General features: G+C 39.1%; 17 protein-coding genes. 4 read left to right on the top strand and 13 right to left on the bottom strand.

Annotation, left to right across the window (positions count from 1 at the left end):
* Positions 1 to 18: 18 nt before the first annotated feature.
* The 4 genes from rplT to thrS form a co-directional block, all read right to left on the bottom strand.
* A complete protein-coding gene (rplT, locus tag ALFOR1_RS07505; protein ID WP_004587841.1) occupies positions 19 to 381 on the bottom strand; it encodes a 50S ribosomal protein L20 in 363 nt (120 codons plus the stop codon).
* A gap of 15 nt (positions 382 to 396) precedes the next feature.
* A complete protein-coding gene (gene rpmI / locus ALFOR1_RS07500) occupies positions 397 to 597 on the bottom strand; it encodes a 50S ribosomal protein L35 (protein ID WP_002960713.1) in 201 nt (66 codons plus the stop codon).
* Positions 598 to 808: 211 nt separating this feature from the next.
* Positions 809 to 1,369 (bottom strand): translation initiation factor IF-3, encoded by a 561-nt coding sequence (gene infC, locus ALFOR1_RS07495; protein WP_008466946.1) that lies wholly within the window; start codon positions 1,367 to 1,369, stop codon positions 809 to 811.
* A gap of 63 nt (positions 1,370 to 1,432) precedes the next feature.
* Entirely contained in the window at positions 1,433 to 3,343 is a 1,911-nt protein-coding gene (gene thrS / locus ALFOR1_RS07490) for a threonine--tRNA ligase (RefSeq protein ID WP_058549089.1), read from the bottom strand.
* Between the two features lie 382 nt (positions 3,344 to 3,725).
* Here thrS and ALFOR1_RS07485 point away from each other — a divergent pair, with 382 nt between their 5' ends.
* Entirely contained in the window at positions 3,726 to 4,172 is a 447-nt protein-coding gene (locus ALFOR1_RS07485; protein ID WP_058403926.1) for a DUF3010 family protein, read from the top strand.
* 63 nt (positions 4,173 to 4,235) lie between these two features.
* Here the strand turns inward: ALFOR1_RS07485 and ALFOR1_RS07480 are convergent, their stop codons facing one another.
* From ALFOR1_RS07480 to ALFOR1_RS07460, 5 genes are all read right to left on the bottom strand, one after another.
* Positions 4,236 to 5,165, bottom strand: coding sequence for an alpha-E domain-containing protein (locus ALFOR1_RS07480; RefSeq protein ID WP_058549088.1), 930 nt, complete (start codon positions 5,163 to 5,165; stop codon positions 4,236 to 4,238).
* 4 nt (positions 5,166 to 5,169) lie between these two features.
* Positions 5,170 to 6,621 carry a circularly permuted type 2 ATP-grasp protein gene (locus ALFOR1_RS07475; protein ID WP_104642563.1) on the bottom strand — a complete coding sequence of 484 codons (1,452 nt, stop codon included), beginning with the start codon at positions 6,619 to 6,621 and terminating at the stop codon, positions 5,170 to 5,172.
* 42 nt (positions 6,622 to 6,663) lie between these two features.
* A complete protein-coding gene (locus ALFOR1_RS07470; RefSeq protein WP_104642562.1) occupies positions 6,664 to 7,542 on the bottom strand; it encodes a transglutaminase family protein in 879 nt (292 codons plus the stop codon).
* Positions 7,539 to 10,058 (bottom strand): circularly permuted type 2 ATP-grasp protein, encoded by a 2,520-nt coding sequence (locus ALFOR1_RS07465; RefSeq protein ID WP_104643639.1) that lies wholly within the window; start codon positions 10,056 to 10,058, stop codon positions 7,539 to 7,541. Before ALFOR1_RS07465 ends, ALFOR1_RS07470 begins: the two co-directional genes overlap by 4 nt.
* A 118-nt stretch (positions 10,059 to 10,176) precedes the next feature.
* Complete coding sequence (locus tag ALFOR1_RS07460) at positions 10,177 to 13,488, bottom strand: transglutaminase family protein (RefSeq protein ID WP_104642561.1); 3,312 nt, start codon at positions 13,486 to 13,488, stop codon at positions 10,177 to 10,179.
* A gap of 596 nt (positions 13,489 to 14,084) precedes the next feature.
* On the opposite strand from ALFOR1_RS07460, the gene ALFOR1_RS07455 reads away from it, so the two are divergent.
* From ALFOR1_RS07455 to ALFOR1_RS07445, 3 genes are all read left to right on the top strand, one after another.
* Positions 14,085 to 14,915 carry an SHOCT domain-containing protein gene (locus ALFOR1_RS07455; protein ID WP_104642560.1) on the top strand — a complete coding sequence of 277 codons (831 nt, stop codon included), beginning with the start codon at positions 14,085 to 14,087 and terminating at the stop codon, positions 14,913 to 14,915.
* A gap of 74 nt (positions 14,916 to 14,989) precedes the next feature.
* On the top strand, positions 14,990 to 16,162 hold the full coding sequence (locus tag ALFOR1_RS07450) for a zinc-binding metallopeptidase family protein (protein WP_104642559.1): 1,173 nt from the start codon (positions 14,990 to 14,992) through the stop codon (positions 16,160 to 16,162).
* A gap of 178 nt (positions 16,163 to 16,340) precedes the next feature.
* Positions 16,341 to 18,074: an AMP-binding protein gene (locus ALFOR1_RS07445; protein ID WP_104642558.1), complete on the top strand. Its 1,734-nt coding sequence runs from the start codon at positions 16,341 to 16,343 to the stop codon at positions 18,072 to 18,074.
* 104 nt (positions 18,075 to 18,178) lie between these two features.
* On the opposite strand, the gene ALFOR1_RS07440 is transcribed toward ALFOR1_RS07445, so the two are convergent.
* The 4 genes from ALFOR1_RS07440 to ALFOR1_RS07425 form a co-directional block, all read right to left on the bottom strand.
* Positions 18,179 to 18,643 (bottom strand): YehS family protein, encoded by a 465-nt coding sequence (locus ALFOR1_RS07440; protein ID WP_104642557.1) that lies wholly within the window; start codon positions 18,641 to 18,643, stop codon positions 18,179 to 18,181.
* A 107-nt stretch (positions 18,644 to 18,750) separates the two neighbouring features.
* Positions 18,751 to 19,995: a lipoprotein-releasing ABC transporter permease subunit gene (locus ALFOR1_RS07435; protein ID WP_104642556.1), complete on the bottom strand. Its 1,245-nt coding sequence runs from the start codon at positions 19,993 to 19,995 to the stop codon at positions 18,751 to 18,753.
* Entirely contained in the window at positions 19,985 to 20,683 is a 699-nt protein-coding gene (gene lolD / locus ALFOR1_RS07430) for a lipoprotein-releasing ABC transporter ATP-binding protein LolD (protein ID WP_104642555.1), read from the bottom strand. Before lolD ends, ALFOR1_RS07435 begins: the two co-directional genes overlap by 11 nt.
* Positions 20,676 to 21,893 carry a lipoprotein-releasing ABC transporter permease subunit gene (locus ALFOR1_RS07425; RefSeq protein ID WP_104642554.1) on the bottom strand — a complete coding sequence of 406 codons (1,218 nt, stop codon included), beginning with the start codon at positions 21,891 to 21,893 and terminating at the stop codon, positions 20,676 to 20,678. The genes lolD and ALFOR1_RS07425 overlap by 8 nt, the downstream gene beginning before the upstream one ends.
* Positions 21,894 to 21,994 lie beyond the last annotated feature (101 nt).

Below are 21,994 nucleotides of genomic sequence, written 5' to 3'. Positions count from 1 at the left end.
ATACTTATATGAAAAAACTTAAGCTGCCGCTAGGCCTTCTTTTGCTTTTTCTACAAGCGCTGCAAATGCAACTTGGTCGTAAACAGCGATATCTGCAAGGATCTTACGATCGATTTCTACAGACGTCTTTTTAAGACCATTGATAAAACGGCTGTAAGACAGACCATTTTGACGTGAAGCTGCATTGATACGTGCAATCCATAATTGACGGAAAGTACGTTTCTTCGCACGGCGGTCACGGTAAGCGTATTGACCCGCTTTAGTAACAGCCTGGAAAGCTACGCGATAAACACGTGAACGTGCTCCGTAGTAACCTTTCGCTTGTTTTAAAACTTTTTTGTGACGTGCACGTGCGACAACGCCGCGTTTAACTCTTGCCATTTCTAAAAACCCCTATTAAGCGAATGGTAACATACGTGAAACTAGACCATGGTCATTTTTATGAACCATCATCTTAGGACGTAGGTGTAACTTACGCTTAGAAGTTTTCTTAGTCAGAATATGACGAAGATGCGCTTGTTTACGCTTGAAACCGCCAGAAGCAGTCTTTTTGAAACGCTTAGCAGCGCCACTGTGACTTTTTAGCTTGTAAGCCATTGCAATAACTCCAAATGTATTGCTTTAAAATTAGTAAGCAGGCGTGAGATATATTTCTATAGCTCCACTTTTAGGCCTAACTTACTGCCATATTCCGGTGAAAACCCAGCATAAATGCCGCAATTTTACTTTAAAACCGGTTAGCACAGGTGAATATTTGCATATTACTTGGGTACCTGAGCTAAATTCGGTGCGTATTATCGCCTAAAAATTATTTTTTAGCAACAGGCGCCATCATCATAACCATTTGGCGGCCTTCAACACGATTTGGGAAAGACTCAACTACTGCTAACTCTTCTAAATCGGTTTTGATACGGTTTAATAATTCTATACCAATTTCTTGGTGAGCCATTTCGCGACCACGGAAGCGGATCGTAATTTTAGCTTTATCGCCAGCTTCTAAGAACTTACGTAAGTTGCGAAGCTTAACCTGATAGTCACCTTCATCCGTGCCAGGACGGAATTTGATTTCTTTAATCTGGATTTGCTTTTGCTTCTTCTTCTGCTCTTTTAGTTCTTTGCTTTTTTCAAAGATGAACTTACCGTAGTCCATAACCTTACAAACAGGCGGCTCAGCATTTGGGCTAATCTCTACGAGATCAACACCCGCTGCATCAGCCATAGCTTGTGCGTCTTTTAATGACTGAATTCCAGCTTGTTCGCCGTCGATGTCGATTAAACGAACTTCTTGAGCTGTAATTTCTTCGTTAATACGATTTTTTTGAGCTGTTTGTTGCCCTTTCTTGCCGCCTCTAATAGTACGTTCCTCCAAGAATATCAATAATATAAGTGTGTAGTTTGGCTGTTTGTATATGCCCTACACACTCGATTTTTTTTACTGTCGACTTTTAATTTCTTCGCTAATTTTAGCTACAAAATCATCAACATTAAATTTGCCTAGGTCTTCACCTGTGCGAGTACGTACTGCTACTTCTTGTTGTTCAACTTCTTTATCGCCAACAACAAGTAAGTAAGGAATACGCTTAAGTGTATGTTCTCGGATTTTAAAGCCAATCTTCTCATTTCTCAAGTCAGCTGCGGCTCTAATTCCAAGTTTATTTAATTTTTGTACAATTTCCTGCACATAAGGTGCTTGTTTATCGGTGATATTCATAATCACAACTTGCTTTGGTGCAAGCCACGTTGGGAATAAACCAGCATACTCTTCAGTTAAAATACCAATAAAGCGCTCAATAGAGCCTAATATAGCACGGTGTATCATAACTGGAGTGCGTCGTTCGTTGTTTTCAGCTACATAAGTTGCACCTAAACGACCTGGTAATGCAAAATCTAGTTGCACTGTACCACACTGCCACGCTCTGTCTAAACAATCGTACAAAGTAAATTCAATTTTAGGACCATAAAACGCCCCTTCACCCGGAAGGTAATCAAATTCAATGTCGTTTGCTTTAAGTGCATCAGCTAATGCTAGCTCAGCTTTATCCCACACTTCATCGTCGCCAATGCGTTGTTCAGGGCGAGTTGAAAGCTTAACTACAATTTTTTCAAAACCGAACGTCTCATATGTATCATAAACCATCTTAATACACGCTGACACTTCGTCCATTACTTGTTCTTCAGTACAGAAAACGTGAGCGTCATCTTGTGTAAAGCCACGTACACGCATTAAGCCATGTAATGCACCTGATGGTTCATTACGGTGACAACAGCCAAATTCAGCCATACGAAGCGGTAAGTCACGGTACGATTTTAAACCTTGGTTAAAAATTTGTACGTGGCCTGGGCAGTTCATTGGTTTAATAGCATATTCGCGCTTTTCAGACTCAGTGGTAAACATTGCGTCTGAATATTTTTCCCAGTGACCTGATTTTTCCCATAATGAACGGTCCATCATCATTGGACCTTTTACTTCTTCGTAGCTGTATTCACGTAGTTTTTCACGAACAAACTCTTCAAGCTCACGGTAAATGCTCCAACCATCGTTGTGCCAAAATACCATGCCTGGCGCTTCTTCTTGCCAATGCCACAAATCAAGTGCTTTACCAATACGACGGTGATCGCGTTTTTCAGCTTCTTCTAAACGCTTTAAGTACGCTTTAAGTTGTTTTTTATCGCCCCACGCTGTGCCATAAATACGTTGTAGCATTTTGTTTTCAGAATCACCACGCCAGTATGCACCTGCTACCTTCATTATTTTAAAGTTTTGGCAGAATTTCATGTTTGGTACGTGAGGACCACGACACATGTCTACATATTCTTCGTGATGATATAATCCTGGACGGTCATCTTTTGCAATGTTCTCGTCCAAAATTTCAATTTTGTATATTTCGCCACGCGCTTCAAACGTATCGCGTGCTTCTTGCCAGCTTACTGTTTTTTTCACTACGTCGTAGTTTGTTTTTGCAAGTTGCAGCATACGCTTTTCAATGGCGTCTAAGTCATCTTGTGACAAAGAATGTTCCATATCGATATCGTAGTAAAAACCGTTATCAATAGTCGGACCAATAGCCATTTTAGCTTCAGGGAAAAGTTGCTTAACTGCATGTCCAATCAAGTGAGCACAAGAGTGACGAATAATTTCTAAGCCGTCGTCATCTTTAGCGGTGATGATTTCAAGACGAGAATCTTCACTAATAAGATCACACGCATCAACACGATCGCCATTAACACGACCTGCAATGGTTGCCTTAGCAAGACCAGGGCCAATATCGTTTGCTACATCAAGAGTACTTACAGGGTTTTCGAAACTACGCTGACTGCCGTCAGGGAGAGTAATAACTGGCATTATAAATCCTTACATACAGTGGTGACACCTACAATGTATCACGTGTATTTTCTAATAAAATTAAATGAGAATGACTCGACAACGCTCTTACGAATAAGCATTGACTATTTTTCGCCTTAGTTGGCTAATGTAGATGCTGAGTCTGCTCAACTACAAAAAAGATATTGTCGCGTGATAGAGTAACAATTACAAGTTTAAAGCGCCTACATTCAGCGTTATTTTACCTTATTAAGCTATTTTTAGTGCTGCGTTAAGTAATTTAAATCAATAATGTGACAATTTTAAATATCGCATTAATTAAACAACAGTTAATTGCTTGTCCTCGCAATTTAATAGAGGTTGGGTATAATACGAAGCAATTAAGTTATATTAGAGAACAGCAATGAGAACATGTGGTGTAGAAATTACCGGTAGTGACGTACTACTTTGTATTTTAAGTAAAGATAATGACGTATTTGATATTCGCGATGTGCGCCAAACACGTTTTACCTTAGGTAATGGCAATGACACTGAAGTAATGCGCAAATTTCAATTTGATTTTGCAAAGCTAATGCAAGATTACCAAATTGACTCTGTGGCTATTCGCGAACGCCAACCTAAAGGTAAATTTGCAGGCAGCGCTAAAGGTTTCAAAATGGAAACTGCTATTCAGTTAATTGAAAACTTAGATGTTCGCGTGTTCTCAACAACCGAGATTAAAGAGCAAGTTAAGCGTAACCCTATCCCTATTGCTTTTGAAGAAACCGGCCTTAAAAAATATCAAGAAAATGCATTTGTTAATGCCTACGTATACATTATGAAAAAAACGTACCGTAGTGACGAAATGTAATTTAACAAGCTTTAAAGTAAAAACGCGCCCAAATGGCGCGTTTTTTTTGTATAAAACCTAGAGTTACTCAGCTGGCTTTAAAAAGTAAGTTTGTGCAAGTTCATTATGAATACCCGCTAATTCAATTTGTATTTGGTCAATATATTTATGCAAAAAACCATTTTTTAATTGTCTGACTTCTTCTGACTTTAACTCTTTAATTGCAATCTCAATTAAATCGATAATACCTTTTGAGTTTGGTAAAACACTTACCTGCTTTTTTAACTCCATTAAACAAAACATTATAGAGCGAGGAAACACTTCACTGTGCATTACAAATTCAAGCACATCTGAGCGCTGCACGCGCACACCCATCTCTTGTCGGTACATTTGATAAGCACTGAGTGAACGTAATAAACTTATCCATTGAATATTTTCAAATGGTTTTGCCTCATCGCTAGTAATAAGTGTTTCTGAGCGAATATCTAAAATTCGCGAGGTCATATCTGCGCGCTCTATTAATGAGCCAAAGCGTATAAAAGTAAATCCATGATCGTGGTTAATTGTCGCATCTAACGCACCAAAAATTAAATGAGCTGACTCGATAATTTGTTTTAAATAAGCAAATCGACCGCGCTTTGTTAACCCTTCTTTTTGGTTATCTTTTACATAATAATACAAAGAGTTAATTTCTTCCCATACATCACGCGGGATAACGTCACGAATGGTACGTGCGCTTTCGCGAGCACTAATAATCGAGTTCAATATCGAGGAGTTATTATCGCTACCTACCAATAAATAACGCAGTGCTTTTTGCTCGCTATAATCGGTATGGTTTTCTTGGTATGCTTTTCGTGCGCCAATAATATCTATTAACGGCTCCCACCCAGTACAAACACCTTTTGGTAAGTCCATCATTAGCATGTTATTTACGTTGATCAAACGGGCCACATTTTCAGCACGTTCAACATAGCGAGCAACCCAATATAAAGTTTCACCTACTCTTGATAACATATTATTAAGCCTCCTCGTCCACAATCCATGTATCTTTGCTGCCACCGCCTTGTGATGAATTAACGACTAAAGAGCCTTTCACCATAGCAACTCGCGTTAAACCGCCTGTCGTTATTTGTGTATCTTTACCTGATGATAAAATAAACGGCCTTAAATCAGCGTGGCGCCCATCTACTTGCGTTCCATCAAGCGTAGGGACAGTTGATAAATCAAGTGTTGGCTGTGCCACCCAGTTGCGCGGATCCGCTTTGATTTGAGCAATCGTTTCTTGTTGATCTTTTTTAGTCGATTTAGGGCCAATTAATAATCCATAACCACCAGACTCGTTAGCTGGCTTTACAACAAGCTTATCAATGTTTTTAATAACATGGTCACACTCTTTAGGATCGAGGCATTTAAAGGTTGGTACGTTTTCAAGCTTAGCTTCCTCACCCAAATAATATTTTATTATTTCAGGTACATATGCATAAACAACTTTATCATCGGCAACACCTGCACCAGGTGCATTCACAAGAGCTACGTTCCCTTTAGACCAGGCACGCATCAAACCAGGGACACCTAATTGGGACTCAGGTAAAAATGCTTCTGGGTCTAAAAATAAGTCATCTATTCGACGGTAAATTACATCAACTCGTTGTAATCCAGTTATGGTTCGCATGTATACACAGTCGTCTTTTTCGACGACTAAATCTCTGCCTTCCACCAGCTCACACCCCATTTCTTGAGCAAGGTAACAATGCTCAAAATATGCCGAGTTAAATACGCCAGGCGTAAGTACGACCACTTCGGGTTTATCTTGCTTACGTGGAGACATAGCCGCTAACGTATCAAACAATTGCGATGGATAATCATCAACAGGTAAAATAGTGGCTTGTTCAAATAGTTCAGGAAATACCCGCTTCATTACAGAGCGGTTTTCAAGCATGTAAGATACACCAGAAGGCACCCGCAGGTTATCTTCAAGTACGTACATAGTGCCGTTGCCATCGCGCACTAAATCAGAGCCACAAATGTGTGCCCAAATTTTATTAGGTGGGTTAATGCCAACACACTGAGTACGAAAGTTAACGGACTTTTCTAGGAGTCCTTTTGGGAAAACCCCATCTTTTATAATTTTTTGATCGTGATATAAATCATCAATAAATAAATTTAAAGCCTCAACGCGCTGTTTTAAACCAACTTCTACACTTTGCCATTCTTTTTTACCAATAGTACGTGGGATAATATCAAACGGCCATGCTCTATCGATCATGTTACCTTCGTTGTAAACCGTAAAGGTAATACCCATTTCCTTAATCGCTAAATCAGCAACCGCTCTGGCTTTTATGAGTTCTTCTTCAGATAAACCAGCAAAAAATTGCGCAAGCTGTTTGCCATGTGATCGAATATTTCCTTGTGCGTCTATTAATTCATCAAAAAAGCCATTCGTTTGGTACGCTTTCCAATCAATTTTCATACACCCTTCCGTCTTATCCATAATAACTATGAAGTTGTTAATTTATTCTAATCGAATCATATCTACAGCTACGTCAAGTAGTTGAGACCCCCCACCAAATACAACACCTTTAAGCGGTGTTACATCAGAAAAATCACGCCCTACTGCAAGTGTTACATGTTGCCCACTTGGTAAAATATTATTTGTTGGATCAAAGTCTACCCAGCCAAAATCAGGAACAAACAGTGCAAACCATGCATGGGTTGCATCTGCGCCTTCAAGCTTTTCTTCGCCTTCAGGTGGTAGTGTTTCTATATAGCCACTAACATACCTAGCAGCTAAGCCTATGCTGCGTAAACACGCGAGTGCAAAGTGTGCAAAGTCTTGGCAGACGCCCCTTTTTTGTGCAAAAACAACACTTAAAGGTGTGCTTATAGTTGTAAAACCGGGATCATAGTGAAACTCATGAAATATTCGTGCCATTAAATCTTTACAGGCATCTATTAAATTAGCATTAGCTAAGAACGACACTAACGCATAATCCTTATAGGCTTCCTCAATAGGTGTAAGCTGAGAGGGCAAAATAAATTCAGATATTTTTAATAATTGTGCTGTGTTTGGTTTTGCTAAAAAATCACGCGCTTCTTCCCAGCTAATAACAGCAGTATTTAAGTTTTTATTTGCAGTCGTAATTAGCTCAACTTCACTTATCATGGTCACTGTTAGTTTTTTATGTTGTGTTGCTATTTCAAACGCAGTGACTTTATTATCAAAGTAATCTGTAAACTCTTGAACATAGTTAGCAATGGGCTCTATCTTTATGTGGCTACTATGACAAATCTGCCCACGATTAGTTTTAGGTGTTAAACGTGCTTGGTTTTGGCACAAACTTACAAAATCAGTATAGTTATACGTCGTCGAATGCTTAATTTTATATTTCACGATTGAGCTTGCTCAATATTAGTCCAGTTCAATTTATTAGCCGTTTGTGTATGAGAAAAATACTGTAGTAATAATACATCACAAAAAGTATCTAAGTTTATTCTTATGTTATGGCTAAATTCAATTAAATGTTTGCGCTGTCCGTTTTCTGTTGTTTGCAGGTAATCTTTTTCGGTTACATAACAGCTCGTTTTGGAGAGTAAAATAGCTTTTTCATGAGCTGCAATTACGCCTTGCCTGCGTTTATTGGGTAAATGCTGGCAAAGCTGATTTATTTGTTCAAGTTGAAATAATAATGAGCGGGGGTACTCTGCATCTAGCAATAATAACTCAAGCCCCGTGCCTATTGTTTGGTACATTCTATAGCGGCGTTTATGGGTTACTAAACTCACTTGGCTACTGAGTACGGCCTCTAATAAACCTAGCTCTTCAGGTTCATCTAGTTTTTGGGTGAGTAATGTATTTCCCAAAGACGTTATTTGTAGGCTGCGCTCTATGCGTCTACCTATCTCAAGTAAAAACCAGCCATTACTGTTTGGCATACAATCTGCCAGAGAGCCATTAAAAGCCATAATAAGGCCAATCACTTTATCTAAAATACTTTGAATGGTGCGCGTAGATATATTGATATTAACGTGCTTAAGTATTTTTATTTGCTCGTTCATTTCGTCAATAATACGACGACTATCATGAGATAATAGCTCTTGTACTTGTACCGATGCATTAGCTAAATATTTAAGCGTATTAATAATACTTCCAGCACATTGCTCATCTGCAAGTAACACAAAAGCACTTAGCTTAGCATCACGGGTCTCAAACTCCTCATTTGTAATACTTTGCTCAATATACGGGTATACAATATGCTGCGACTTGATAGCAGTGAGTAACCTAGCAACAATATTACGCCTTATTAAATCGGGATATATAGCAAGTTCGGTATAGCGGTCGATAAAAATACGTAGAATCCTAATCGTATTTTCACAGCGTTCTAAGTAACGGCCAAGCCAAAATAAATGCTCAGCGGTCCTACTTGAAATAATTCCTTCGAGCAGAGTAACGTCCATTCTTTTACGAATAGGTACCGGTGCATTTTGTTCTTCTAAGTCAATATTATCGACCGTGTTTACCCATGTGTCTTTGAGCCACCCCGATTTACCGGCTAAATTTCGTGCCTGTGTAGATAAACACAAGGCTGAGGGCAGTACTTCTATGCCATGCTCTGTAGTTAACGCATAACACCTAAAAATGACAGGTTTGGCTATTAATTTACCGTCTTGCCAAAAGGGGGCACTACTAAATACAGGCTTTTCTTGAAAGTAGTACGCATCTGGATTTTGTTGAATGTGTTGTTTAATTTTTTTTGCATCTAATTCACCATCGAGCTTAAACTCAGGATTTTTGAAGCTTGTGAATTCAAGTGTACTCCAATCTAAATCCTCAGCTTCAGTGGCCTTATAATACTTAGCCCCTGGAATTAATAATGGCTCACCTAAAAGCTGCTCACATAGCTTATCTAAATTAAATTGAATCGCTGCAGATGACAAAACACCACTACCAAACGGATTTAAAACTTTAACGGTGCCCTCGCGTACAGCTTGCAATAACCCTGCAATACCATGCAATGAATATTCAGTTTGTTCTAATGAGTCAATGCTATTGTCAGGGATCCAACGCAAAATCACGTTAATTTTTCCAAGCCCCTGCAATGACTTTAGCCACACTTCGCCGTTTCTAACCGTTAAGTCGGCGCTTTGTACTAAGGTATAGCCAAAGTAGGTTGATAAAAACGCATGCTCATTATAGTTAGGATCGTCTATACCTTGGGTTAAAATAACGATTCGAGGGTCATCCATATAATGAATATATTCATTAATACCCTCTTGAAATAAGTTTAAAAAATCTTTTATTTGCTGCACATTACATTCGGCAAATTCTTCGGCCATTACGCGACGCGCAATAATTCTGCTTTTTAGTAATAACCCAAGGCCAAGTGGGCATTGGCAGTGATCTTTTAATACTTTAAATTCGCCAGAAGGCGTTCGATACACATCAAGTGCCGTAAAAAATAGTTTAAGCTCGTCTTTAGGTAAACTAAAGCCCTCACGCATAAAGTGACTGTCTTGATACAGGTTTTCGGCACTAATGTGCCCATTTAAAAGTAGCTTTTGCTCAGAATAAATATCGTTCTGCACCTTGTTAAGTAATGAGGTGCGTTGCTTGATCCCTTTTTCAAGGGCTTTCCAATCATTGCCGGAGAACATAAATGGCAGTGGATCTAAGTGCCATTGTTGATTACTTTCACTTTTAATATTGCCATTTTGAAGAAGCTGACGAATTTCAATTGCACGACTACTGAGATCTTCGCCCGTTAAGCTTGATAAACGATTAAATAATGTATCCCAATGCTCAGGACTCAAACCACTGTGATTTGCTAACTCGTCATGCCCGTGGCCTTTTTCAAGATACAAAGACAACCACTGTGGTAACTCAGGCATTGCGTTATTATTTATGTACAAATTAAAGTGCTCCACCTTAAAACTATAACATTAACTTTAAGGCTAGAATTGAATATAGATTATTCCACTTTAATTAATTTAAAAGTGGAATAACATCATTATTGAGCTTATTTATGCTTTATTTAAATCGTGGTTGTCGTCTTAAATCAAGCGTATTTGGATAATCCATATTAACGTTTTCTTCATCAGGTACTACAAAGTCACTCACCGTCTCTGCACTAGTAAACGTACGTGTAGCGGCTGATGGGCTCCAACTTGGTTGATCAGATGCTAACAACGATGGCGTGTGACCGTGTTCCCAAAAACGTGCGACTCTACGCCCTTCTGCTTCAAATGCATTAACAGGTAACGTTTCAGGGTTGCGTCCTCCGGCATGGCTTACATGATAAACAAATCCGCCTAATGAGCGCCCTTCCCAGGTATCAATTAAATCAAAGACTAATGGTGCATGTACACCAATAGTAGGATGCAGTGCTGTAGGTGGCTGCCAAGCTCGGTAGCGAATCCCCGCCACAAGTTCATCATGCCCTTTTCCTTTAACCCCTTTTAACGGCACTCTACGGCTATTACAAGTAACAATGTATCTATCGCTTATAGCGCCTTTTACTTTTATTTGTACACGCTCAAGGGATGAATCTACATAACGTGCAGTACCTGATGCACTCGCCTCTTCACCCAGTACATGCCAAGGCTCTATTGCGGTTCTTAATTCTAGCGTTACGTTATCGAGTTCGCGTGTGCCACAAACCGGAAACCTAAATTCAAAAAATGGATTAAGCCAGCTTAATTGAAACGCAAAACCTGCTTCTTGTAAGTCACGCGTTACTTCAGCTAAGTCGTCTTCAACATACTGAGGCAATAAAAACTTATCATGAAGCTCTGTACCCCACCGTACCAATGGTTTGTGGTAAGGTTTTTTCCAAAACCAAGCAAGTAAGGTACGCAGTAATAACATTTGCACTAGGCTCATTTGCGAGTGCGGCGGCATTTCAAAACCTCTAAACTCGACAATACCTAAGCGCCCCGTTGGTGAATCAGGTGAATACAGTTTATCAATACAAAACTCAGCTCTGTGCGTATTACCTGTTAAATCGACCAATAAATTACGTAGTAGTCTGTCCACTAGCCATGGCTCAGGCACTTCGCCCTCAGGCATATGCGAAAAGGCAATTTCAAGTTCATAAAGCAGCTCATCACGCGCTTCATCTACACGTGGTGCTTGGCTTGTAGGGCCTATAAATAAACCTGAAAATAAATAAGATAACCCCGGATGATGCTGCCAATAGGTAATAAAGCTTCTTAATATATCTGGACGACGTAAAAATGGGCTTTGATCAGGCGTTTCGCCTCCAAGTGTTACATGATTACCACCACCAGTACCTGTATGGCGACCATCTGCCATAAACTTATCGGTACCTAAGCGCGTTTGTTTAGCAAGCTCATACAGTGTTGTTGTTCTATCAACTAGCTGCTTCCATGAGGTTGAAGGATGTATATTTACTTCAATAACACCAGGGTCAGGTGTGACTGCATATTTTTCTATACGGCTGTCTTTCGGCGGGCTGTAGCCTTCTATAACAACGGGTATTGAAAGCGCTTTAGCCGTGCTTTCTATTGCATTTAATAATGCGATGTAATGTTCAAAATGACTCGTTGGTGGCATAAAAATATATAAACGCCCTTCTCGCACTTCAAGTGCCATAGCCGTTTTGATCATTTCACTACCAATAAAGCCTTTTTTAAGTTTTTTAGTCTTCTCAAAACTTGCTGGTATATCAAATGGGTCGCGGTCAATTATATTGCCGCTCCACTGTAAACTATCAAGTGGAAGTCGATAGCCCAGCGGTGATTCACCAGGTAGTAAAAAACAGTGTTCACGTTTAAATTCCCACAGGCAAGATTGCCAGCAGTGTCTACTTTCATTAAATTGTAATGGCAGCACATAACCTACAGGGTTTTCTATTCCTTTTTCCATTTTTGCTAAAAAGCCTTTTCGGCTCATGGCATTTAACAACTCAGGCTCTTTTGGGCCGACCTCATTAGGTAGTGAGGCCTCTTGCCATAAATGATATAAAATATCCTCATAGGCAGTTGTAATTGCTTTTGTTTCTAAGCCTATTTGCTCGCAGAGCTTTTCGGTAAAGCGTTTGGTGTCTGTGTGATCTAATTTATAGTCTTTATTAGGATCAGCGAGTAAGTTTGTATCTTTCCAAAGCGCTTGTCCGTCTTTGCGCCAATAACATGCATATTGCCAACGAGGTAATGGTTCGCCTGGGTACCACTTGCCTTGTCCGTAATGTGTAAAGCCGCCTTTTGTATATACCTTATTCATAGCAACAAATAAGTTTTGGGCAAGTACGCGCTTTTCTTTGCCGTCAGCTTCTGTATTCCATTGCGGGTGCTCCATATCGTCTATTGAAATAAACGTAGGTTCACCGCCCATGGTTAAATGGATCCCTTCTTGATTGTAAATATCATCAACTTGTAAACCTAAACGGTTTATAGCGCTCCACTGTGTTTCAGAGTATGGCTTAGTCACACGCGGGTCTTCATGAACACGCGTCACTTTATTATAAAAACTAAACTCAGATTCACATTCATCAATACCACCCGATACCGGTGCAGCAGAGCTTGGCTCAGGCGTGCACGCAAGCGGGATATGCCCTTCGCCTGCAAATAAGCCTGACGTTGGATCGAGCCCTATCCAACCAGCACCAGGAATGTAAACCTCAGTCCATGCGTGTAAGTCGGTAAAATCCTCTTCAGGGCCGCTTGGACCATCTAATGATTTTTGATCTGACGTTAGTTGAATTAAATAACCAGAAACAAAGCGAGCAGCTAAGCCTAAATGGCGAAAAAGTTGCACTAATAACCATGCAGAATCTCTACACGAACCAGTACCTTTAGTTAGTGTTTCATTTGCCGTTTGAACGCCAGGCTCTAAACGAATGCCATACCCTACCAAGTTATAAATAGCTTGGTTAACCGCTACTAAAAAATCAACACTTCTAATAGGCTTTTCAGGGCGTAAAGACTCAATTAAATCGACGAATTTAGGGCTTGGCTTTCGCTTTTTTAAATAAGGATTAAGCTCTGCTTTTGACACTTTATCGTATTTAAAAGGGAACTCTTCTGCGTATTCTTCTAAAAAGAAGTCAAAAGGGTTAATCACGGTCATTTCAGCAACAAGGTCAACCGTAAAGCTAAACTCTGTTGTAGGCTTATTAAACACAACCCTTGCTTGATAATTGCCAAAAGGGTCTTGTTGCCAATTTATATAGTGATCTTCAGGGACTATTTTAATCGAGTAGCTTTTTATTTTTGTGCGGCTATGCGGAGCAGGACGTAAACGAAAGATATGTGGCCCCATGTTTACCGCTCGGTCGTACTTGTATTGAGTATGGTGCGCTATACCAACAGTAATTGTCATTGATTAATTCCCCTTTAATAATGTATAGCCAGTTAGGTATTACAAAATATGACTTATCCTAAGCAATATTGTGCAATTTATATTCCATAAAATTTTTACTTATACGAGGCCTTAAAAACAGCTAAAAAACACCCATTGGCCATTCACATAGATATTAGCTTTCACAAATTTACGTAATTAAAAAATTTGCCTTTGTTTTGGTGCAAATGCTGCACCAAAAAAGACAAAAATTTAGTCTTTATTAAATTACAACAATTTAAAATATTGAATATTAACAAAGAAAAATATCCATTAATGTTTTACTAACTGTATTCTATAAAACCATTAATGGCTAAATAAAAAACAACTGATTTAAATTATTTCACTTTAAATAAGCACGCCGAGCATTAAAAAATAGTTCATACTAAATACTGCTATTTAAATTTATAAAGCTGTTATAGTGGAGCGATTTTTAACCATTTATGTTTTAAGAATTAGTCAAACTCAGATTAAAGCAAAACGATTAAAGTAATATTAATCTTCACGCTTTTATTATCATCAAATGCACCATGGAAATGTGCAAATGACACACCCTTAATTTAAAGGACACCTATTTTATGCAAACGCTAACTGATACTGGCGATAATTTAGTAAAAGGTATATCTGCGCGTTATGGCCTTAGCTACGATGCCGTAGTGCATATGCTAATAGCAGTAAATCATGGTGGTGGCTCAATGGCACAGTTTAATTGCCCTGAGCTTGGTGGTTCGGGTCAGTGGATGCGAGGCGGTATGACCATGGTTGGTGATATGTTTAATAACGGGTTAAAAAATACCGTCGATAACTTATGTAATGAACTGGCTAACCTTTTAAGTGCTAACCAGGTATTTCCTGTAATACCAGCAGGTACACCAGGTAGCGCTCAATGGTGGCCAACTGATTTGGGTAGCCCCTTTAGTAGTGGCGCGCAAAATAATATCCGTTATGCGGTATTCCCAAACAGGTTAGCCGTTGAGCTAAATGGTCAAATAACTATTTACGATACGCTTGATCACCAAATTAGTGGTGTAAGCCAGCAACAAGGTAGCGAAACTTCCCTTACGTTTAACAGCCAGTGGGGAAACATTAGCGTAAATAGTTTGCCATTAATTTCACAACCAACAGATACTATTATTCAGTCTGAGCAACAAAATTTTGCACAAGCAACACAAGCCCCTATTGAGCAACCTGTAAATAACCCAGCAAGTGATCAACAAGCTCAGCAAACGCAACAAATTGAGCCACAAAAAGCGGTAAATAATATAATAAATACACAAGGGAATGTTTTGCCGTTTTCGGTAGCTGAAACCCTCGAAATAATCGAAAAGCTTGCGCATTTAAAAGAGTTAGGTGCGCTAAGTGAAAGTGAGTTTAATACTAAAAAGACTGAATTATTACAACGCATATAGTGCGTAACTTTGCGACTGTTCACGTGCATAACCCGTTTTGTTGTTTATGCCCTTTTTGCTAGTACGGTAAAAATATGAAAACCTTTAAATGTAACTGTAAAGATAACCTCACCATTTTTTTTGAAAGTAGTCATTGTTTAGCCTGTGGTCGTACTTTAGGAATTGACGACAATTTTAACCTTGTTGAACCCTACGAATTTAACGAGGAAACAGGATTATATTTCAAGGCAGAGCAACCCGATGTGCCTTATCAAAAATGTGATAACAACGCACACTTTGGCGCATGTAATGGCATGGTTAATTTGAATACGTTTGACCCCCCCGTAGATAAAGACGAAACGCTCTGTTTTGCGTGTCGCTTTAATGAAACAGTTCCCGATTTAACTATAGACAAACATATTCCGCTTTGGCGCAATATGGAAACGGCTAAGCGCCGTGCTTTATATACTTTAAAGGCACTTTGTGTTCCGCTTAATAACTTAAACCAAGACCCTGTAAATGGTTTAAGTTTTGACTTTATAACAGACAGAAACGTAAACGATCACTTTGTCACAAAGCTCGCAGGTCATGAGGATGTATTTACCGGACATAATTGTGGGCATATCACTATAAATTTAGCTGAAGCAGATGATATAGCGCGCTCACATACAAAGCATGCAATGGGTGAACGTTACCGTACTTTACTAGGGCATTTTCGCCATGAATTAGGCCATTATTATTTTGATCAACTCATTGCCAACTCACCAGAGAAACATGCTTTATGTAAGCAATACTTTGGCGATGATGCGCTTGATTACCAAGAAGCCCTCGACATACATTATAAAAATGGTGCACCCGCTAATTGGCATGAAAACTTTATTAGCGAGTATGCCACTATGCACCCATTTGAAGACTGGGCTGAAACATGGGCTCACTACATGCATATTATTGACACACTAGAGACTGCAAAAAACTTTTCAATTACAGGCTCTATTACCGGTAGCGAATATGAAATAGATGAAGCTGATGAGCTAAGACTGCCACAAAATTCACACTATTTTTATGGGCAAACTTCAATAACATCAATTTTAGATAGTTGGATGGAGTTTTCGATTATATTAAATTCTCTTAACCGTAGCATGGGGTTAGCCGATGCCTATCCGTTTGTGTTAACGCAAGCAGTAAGAACAAAGCTTGAATTTATTCATCATGCGATTCACAACAGACTTAACTTAATGCCCAAATTAGTTAACACACATACTGACTAACTTAGCGTATTTGGCATAAGGTATTAAGAAACTTATGCCTAGCTTTAGATGCAACCCTTATATACTACCTCACAATTATAGCTAATACATTAGTCTAACCACCCTTCTCTTTGTCGACAATATATGTTTATTTAAACTTTAGTTTATGTACGTCACACACATCGACACGGAGAAACACATGCACACACAACATAAAGCGGTTAAAGAAGTAGAACTTATAAACACATTGCCGTTGTCACAAAGCTATTTTAAAGGCTCACGAAATACACCTTTAACCAATAAAACCATTGGTGCCTACTTTGATTTTATTGTCGACAAAAACCCCAATTCGCTCGCGGTGGTAGTAAATCATCAAAACATCCGTTTAACCTATAAAGAGTTTCAAAAAGAAGTAAATCAACTCGCTATGGGGTTATTAGCCATAGGCGTTAAGCCAGGAGATCGGGTAGGAATATGGTCACCAAATAATATTCAGTGGTGCCTAACTCAATTTGCTACCGCAAAAATTGGTGCCATTATGGTATGCATCAACCCAGCCTATCGGCCAAACGAGCTTCAATATGCATTAAATAGCGTTGAATGCTCTACACTCATTACGGCTTCACAGTTTAAAGGCAGCAACTATATAGATATGCTAAATAGTTTAGCGCCAGAACTTAAACATTGTGACAATGGCAAGCTTTCAGCTCAAGCCTTACCTAGTCTTAAAAATGTGATCCGCATTGGTGATGAGATAAGCGCTGGCATGTTTTCGTTTTCAGATATTATGAAGATGGCCACGTCAGCTCATGAGCTTGAACTTAACGCTATTGCTACAAATTTAAGTGCCGATCAGGACATAAATATTCAATTTACTTCGGGCACAACAGGTAACCCAAAAGGTGCAACGCTTACTCATAAAAACATATTAAACAATGCGCTATTTGTAGCAGAGTCCATGCATTTTACTGAGCAAGACAAGCTATGTATTCCCATTCCTTTATATCACTGCTTTGCAATGGTGCTTGGCAGTTTGTTATGTGTTGCAAAAGGAGCAGCAGCTATTTATCCAAGTGATTCGTTTGATGCAAAAACAACGCTTGATGTAATTGAGCAAGAAGGTTGTACAGCACTGCACGGTGTTCCCACTATGTTTATTAGTCAACTTGAGCTCAGCACCTTTAATGAATATGACTTAAGGTCACTTAGAACGGGGGTTATGGCAGGCTCTACTTGCCCTGAACAAGTCATGCGTAAAGTTCAAACCCAGATGAATATGCATCAGGTTTTAATTGCGTACGGACAAACAGAATGCAGCCCTATAAATAATATAACTGAAACAGACTCATCAATAGAGCGCCAAGTAACCACCGTTGGGCGCGCCCTTGCTCATACTGAGGTTAAAATTATTGATGAACTGGGTAATATTCAAAAAATAGGTTTACCCGGTGAAGTTTGCTCTAAAGGCGCAGGCATAATGCGCTGTTATTGGAATGACGAAGAAAAAACAAAAGCCACAATAGATAGTGACGGCTGGCTTCATTCAGGCGATCTAGGTGTTATGGATAGCGAAGGGTTTGTTAGCATTGTTGGGCGAATTAAAGACATGATTATTCGTGGTGGTGAAAACGTCTACCCTCGAGAAATTGAAGAGGTCCTTTATACATACCCCGGTATACAAGATGCCGCTATATTTGGTATTAGCGATGAAAAATACGGTGAGGAAGTGTGTGCGTGGATTCAGCCAAAAGAAGATGCAATACTTGATGAGCAAGCAATTCGTGAATTTTTAAAAGACAAATTGGCCTACTTTAAAATGCCTCGGTATATTCGTTTTGTAGAAAGTTACCCAATGACAGTAACGGGCAAACTACAAAAATTCAAAATGCGTGAGCAAATGCAAGAAGCGCTATCAGACAAAGCCTTCTCTTAATCTCAGTCCCTAAATACAAAAAAGCTCAGCATTTGCTGAGCTGTTAGGATCTGTTGACCTTTAAAGATTAAATTTACAAAGAGGTTAACAGTCACTCGCTTTATTTACTCTGCAGGGCGGTATTGCTGCTGAACGCCAGTTAAAAATAAACGCAGTATTTGATCGTTACACACTCGGTAATGCTTGTTTTCTACTTTACGAGAAAACGCACTTAATTCGTGTTTACTCAAATCAAAGTCAACAAGTGCAAGCGTTGCTATTACATCTTCTGCTTTCATGTTTAGCGCAATACGCAGCTTCATAAAAATAATATTATTATTTAGCTTACTTTCTGGTATTGGTTGCTCACCGTCACGCTTACCGCGTTTAGTATTAATAAACCCGTTTAAGAACGTTGCAAACTCAGTGTCTGAAATTTTAACAAACTCTTGCTCGCCCTCTTTTATTAACCATGCAATGACTTGCTCTGTAGTTACTATAGCCTCTGCTGCAGCAAAAATATCAACCATGGCAGTATCTGTTAAGTTAAAGGTGTAGCGAAGACGGCGTAAAATATCGTTATTTGTCAAAGTAATTTCCTGAGTAAGGGAGTAGTAAGGCTAAGCAATAGCGCTCAACATTTTATAAACGCGCAGTTTAGCAGCTTTACAAACCCGACCCTATTGTTTTAGTAAGGTTAATTGCCAAGTACCTTGGCGGGATCAACACGTGTAGCTTGCCATGCAGGGTAAATAGTGGCAAATATTGCTAATACAAATGTGACTATTACAGTTATACCAATATCGCTAAGTACTAATTTACTTGGTAAAAACTCAATAAAGTACACGCCCTCAAGCGGGTTAGCACCAAACAATTGGCTTACCCAAGTAAATAGTTCACTAATATTTAATGCAAGTACTACCCCAACTAAAGTACCCAAAAGAACACCAACTAAAGCCTGGGTTAAACCTTGCATTACAAAAGTAGCTAAAATAGTGCTGTCTTTAGCGCCCATGGTTTTTAAAATAGCTATATTGCCTTGTTTTTCTCGTACTTCCATTACCAAAGAGGACACAATATTAAAACTCGCTACAGCAATTATTAAAAACACCACTATATAAACGATAGTGCGCACCATTTGAATATCTTGATACAAGCTGCCTTGCGTTCTAAACCAACTAGACACATAAACATAATCACTAATACTTTGCCCTACTTTGAGCGCTATTTGGTGAGCCGAAAACACATCATCAACCCTCAGGCGAAGCCCAGTAACTTGGCTGCTATCGTAGCCTAAAACGCTTTGCGCTTTATTTAAATGAATAAACGCAGCAGTGCTATCTATTGGCCCACCCATTTCTATTATGCCAGCTAAAGTAAGCGTTACACGTTTAGGTGCAAGTAGTGATTGCCCTTTTTGACTTATTTGCGGAATTAATAAAGTGACATTATCGCCAATGTGAGCATCAAGCAGCACAGCTATTTGCTTGCCTAAAATTACATCTTCTTGGCCAAGCTGGCTTACTAAAGTACCACCTGCAAACTGATTAACAGCCGATACATTTCCTTCAAGTGATGGTTCGACACCTCTTATTTCAACTGCTTTTAATTGGCTTTTAAATTGTGCCATACCATTTACAGCTATAAATGGTGCAGCGCCTGTTACATGTGGCTGCTGCTCTAATCGTTCAACTTTTTCAGGCCAATTGGCAATTGGCCTGCTTGGCGCTACATACTCTACTTGCGGTACAACACTTAATAAGCGATGCACTAATTGTTGCTCAAAACCATTTATTACCGACAGTGCAACGATTAAAACCGCAACCCCTAGTAAAATCCCCACAGTAGAGGCTTTAGCTATAAAACTAACAAATCCGTTTTTTTCGTCTTTATGGCCTGAATAGGCTCTAAAGCGTTCACTTAAAAATGCACTAAGCAACATGCTGCGACTCTTTAATTAATAATTTTCCATCATCTAAATATGCTATTTTTCCAAGCTTATCTGCGAGCTCTAAATCATGTGTTACAACCACAAAGCTGGTATTTAAACTTTTATTTAGCTCATTAATTAAATCGTAAATTTTAATCGCATTTTGTTTATCTAAATTACCAGTAGGTTCATCTGCAAGTACTAATGCAGGTTTAGTTACCAAAGCACGCGCTATAGCAACGCGTTGCCGCTCACCACCAGAAAGTGCTGAAGGTTTATGCGCACTTCTATGAGCAAGGCCTACTTTATCTAGCATCTCCAGCGCGTGTAATTTTGCAGCCTTTGCGCTTAACCCTTTAATGAGTAGTGGCATTGCTACGTTTTCTACGGCACTAAACTCCATCAATAAATGGTGAAACTGATAAATAAAACCCAAATTTTGATTTCTAAATGCAGCTTGTTGAGTGCGTGAGAGCTTAGCTACTTCTTGGTTTTTAATTTTTGCACTGCCCGAAGTTGCGCTATCAAGGGTGCCTAAAATATGCAACAACGTACTTTTACCAGAGCCAGAACTGCCTACAATAGCAAGCATTTCTCCTTGCTGTAGTGCTAAATCAACACCTTTTAAAACTTCAACTTTGTTGTTGCCATCTTGATAAACTTTACTTAAATTTTCGCAGCTAATAACTAAATCATTCATAACGCAGTACCTCTGCTGGTTTTACTTTTTCGGCTTTGCGCGCAGGATATAAAGTAGCTAAAAAGCTCATTGCAATACTACCTAACGCAATAATAGTAAGGCTTAATGCATTAAATTTAACCGGAAGCTCAGCCCCAGCTAATAAGTTCAAGCCTACAAAAGCCAGTAGTTCGTTAATATATAAACTAAATAGCACACCTAAAAAAGCGCCAATAGCAGTGCCTATTACACCGTTATATAACCCTTGTACCATAAATACTTTTTGCACTTGTGAGGGCGTTAAACCAAGGGTTTGTAAAATAGCGACTTCACCTTGCTTCTCACTCACCATCATTGTGAGCGCCGAGACAATATTAAACACTGCCACTAGCACTATAAGCCCAAGTAACATAGTCATAATGCGTTTTTCCATTGCTACAGCAGCGAAAAGTGTTCCTTGGGTGCTGCGCCAATCGGTATGGGTATACTCTTTTAAAATAAACTGGCTTGCTTTAATAAATTCATCAAGCTCAAAAGGCTCATATAACGATACGCTTAAATTTGGTGCAGTATTTTTACTAAGCTTTAATACTCGTTGTAACGACGCACCGCTTGTAAATGCAAGAGCCATGTCTATTTCAGAGCCGGTTTCGTAAATAGCAGCCACTTTAAATAAACGTTGGCTAGGCACACGACCAAGAGGCGTATACGTTGAAGCATTAGGCATAATTACACGAAGCTTCTCGCCTACTCCTACCCCTAATTTTCGGCTCAAGTAACGACTAATTGCAATGTTGTAATTACTGTTCACAACGCTTTGCCAATCACCTTGAACTATTTTATCCGTAACTTTATAAATCGAGCCGTTGTCGTCAAATAATCCTTGTAACAACACACCATGAAGGTCATTGTTAGTCTGTAATATAGCTTCGCCGTGCCTATAAAGGCTGACATGATTTACATAAGGAGATTGCTCTAAGCTTAACTTAAGCTCTGTCATTTGTGCGTTGGTGTGTTTGTTTGCTTGAACCTCTACGTGCGGTATAAGCCCTAACATATTTGTTTTTAAGCTATTCTCAAAGCCATTCATTACACTACTTACAGTAAATAAAGCCATTAAACCAATAGCAATACCGGCAATAGAAAAAAACGAAATAAACGATATAAACGCGTTCCCTTTTGAGGAGCGGCTGTATCTAAGTCCTATAAATAAGCTAACCGGTTGAAACATATTATTTAAAACATTTATGTTAAAAGTGTGCGGCTATAATAGCACGAAGTTAGCGCTATTGAATATGACCATAAATGTAAGAAATAATTTATAAATCTGAG

The organism is Pseudoalteromonas carrageenovora IAM 12662 (assembly GCF_900239935.1).
In the GTDB taxonomy this organism is placed as follows: Bacteria; Pseudomonadota; Gammaproteobacteria; order Enterobacterales; family Alteromonadaceae; genus Pseudoalteromonas; species Pseudoalteromonas carrageenovora.
The sequence above is the reverse complement of the archived record's forward strand: the minus strand, read 5'-3'. Positions and strand labels throughout refer to the sequence as shown.

Excerpts from the sequence above, each read along its gene's own strand:
- rplT (WP_004587841.1), bottom strand. The coding sequence starts at position 381 with ATGGCAAGAGTTAAACGCGGCGTTGTCGCACGTGCACGTCACAAAAAA.
- rpmI (WP_002960713.1), bottom strand. The coding sequence starts at position 597 with ATGGCTTACAAGCTAAAAAGTCACAGTGGCGCTGCTAAGCGTTTCAAA.
- thrS (WP_058549089.1), bottom strand. The coding sequence starts at position 3,343 with ATGCCAGTTATTACTCTCCCTGACGGCAGTCAGCGTAGTTTCGAAAAC.
- ALFOR1_RS07485 (WP_058403926.1), top strand. The coding sequence starts at position 3,726 with ATGAGAACATGTGGTGTAGAAATTACCGGTAGTGACGTACTACTTTGT.
- ALFOR1_RS07480 (WP_058549088.1), bottom strand. The coding sequence starts at position 5,165 with ATGTTATCAAGAGTAGGTGAAACTTTATATTGGGTTGCTCGCTATGTT.
- ALFOR1_RS07475 (WP_104642563.1), bottom strand. The coding sequence starts at position 6,621 with ATGAAAATTGATTGGAAAGCGTACCAAACGAATGGCTTTTTTGATGAA.
- ALFOR1_RS07460 (WP_104642561.1), bottom strand. The coding sequence starts at position 13,488 with ATGACAATTACTGTTGGTATAGCGCACCATACTCAATACAAGTACGAC.
- ALFOR1_RS07455 (WP_104642560.1), top strand. The coding sequence starts at position 14,085 with ATGCAAACGCTAACTGATACTGGCGATAATTTAGTAAAAGGTATATCT.
- ALFOR1_RS07450 (WP_104642559.1), top strand. The coding sequence starts at position 14,990 with ATGAAAACCTTTAAATGTAACTGTAAAGATAACCTCACCATTTTTTTT.
- ALFOR1_RS07445 (WP_104642558.1), top strand. The coding sequence starts at position 16,341 with ATGCACACACAACATAAAGCGGTTAAAGAAGTAGAACTTATAAACACA.
- ALFOR1_RS07435 (WP_104642556.1), bottom strand. The coding sequence starts at position 19,995 with ATGTTGCTTAGTGCATTTTTAAGTGAACGCTTTAGAGCCTATTCAGGC.
- lolD (WP_104642555.1), bottom strand. The coding sequence starts at position 20,683 with ATGAATGATTTAGTTATTAGCTGCGAAAATTTAAGTAAAGTTTATCAA.
- ALFOR1_RS07425 (WP_104642554.1), bottom strand. The coding sequence starts at position 21,893 with ATGTTTCAACCGGTTAGCTTATTTATAGGACTTAGATACAGCCGCTCC.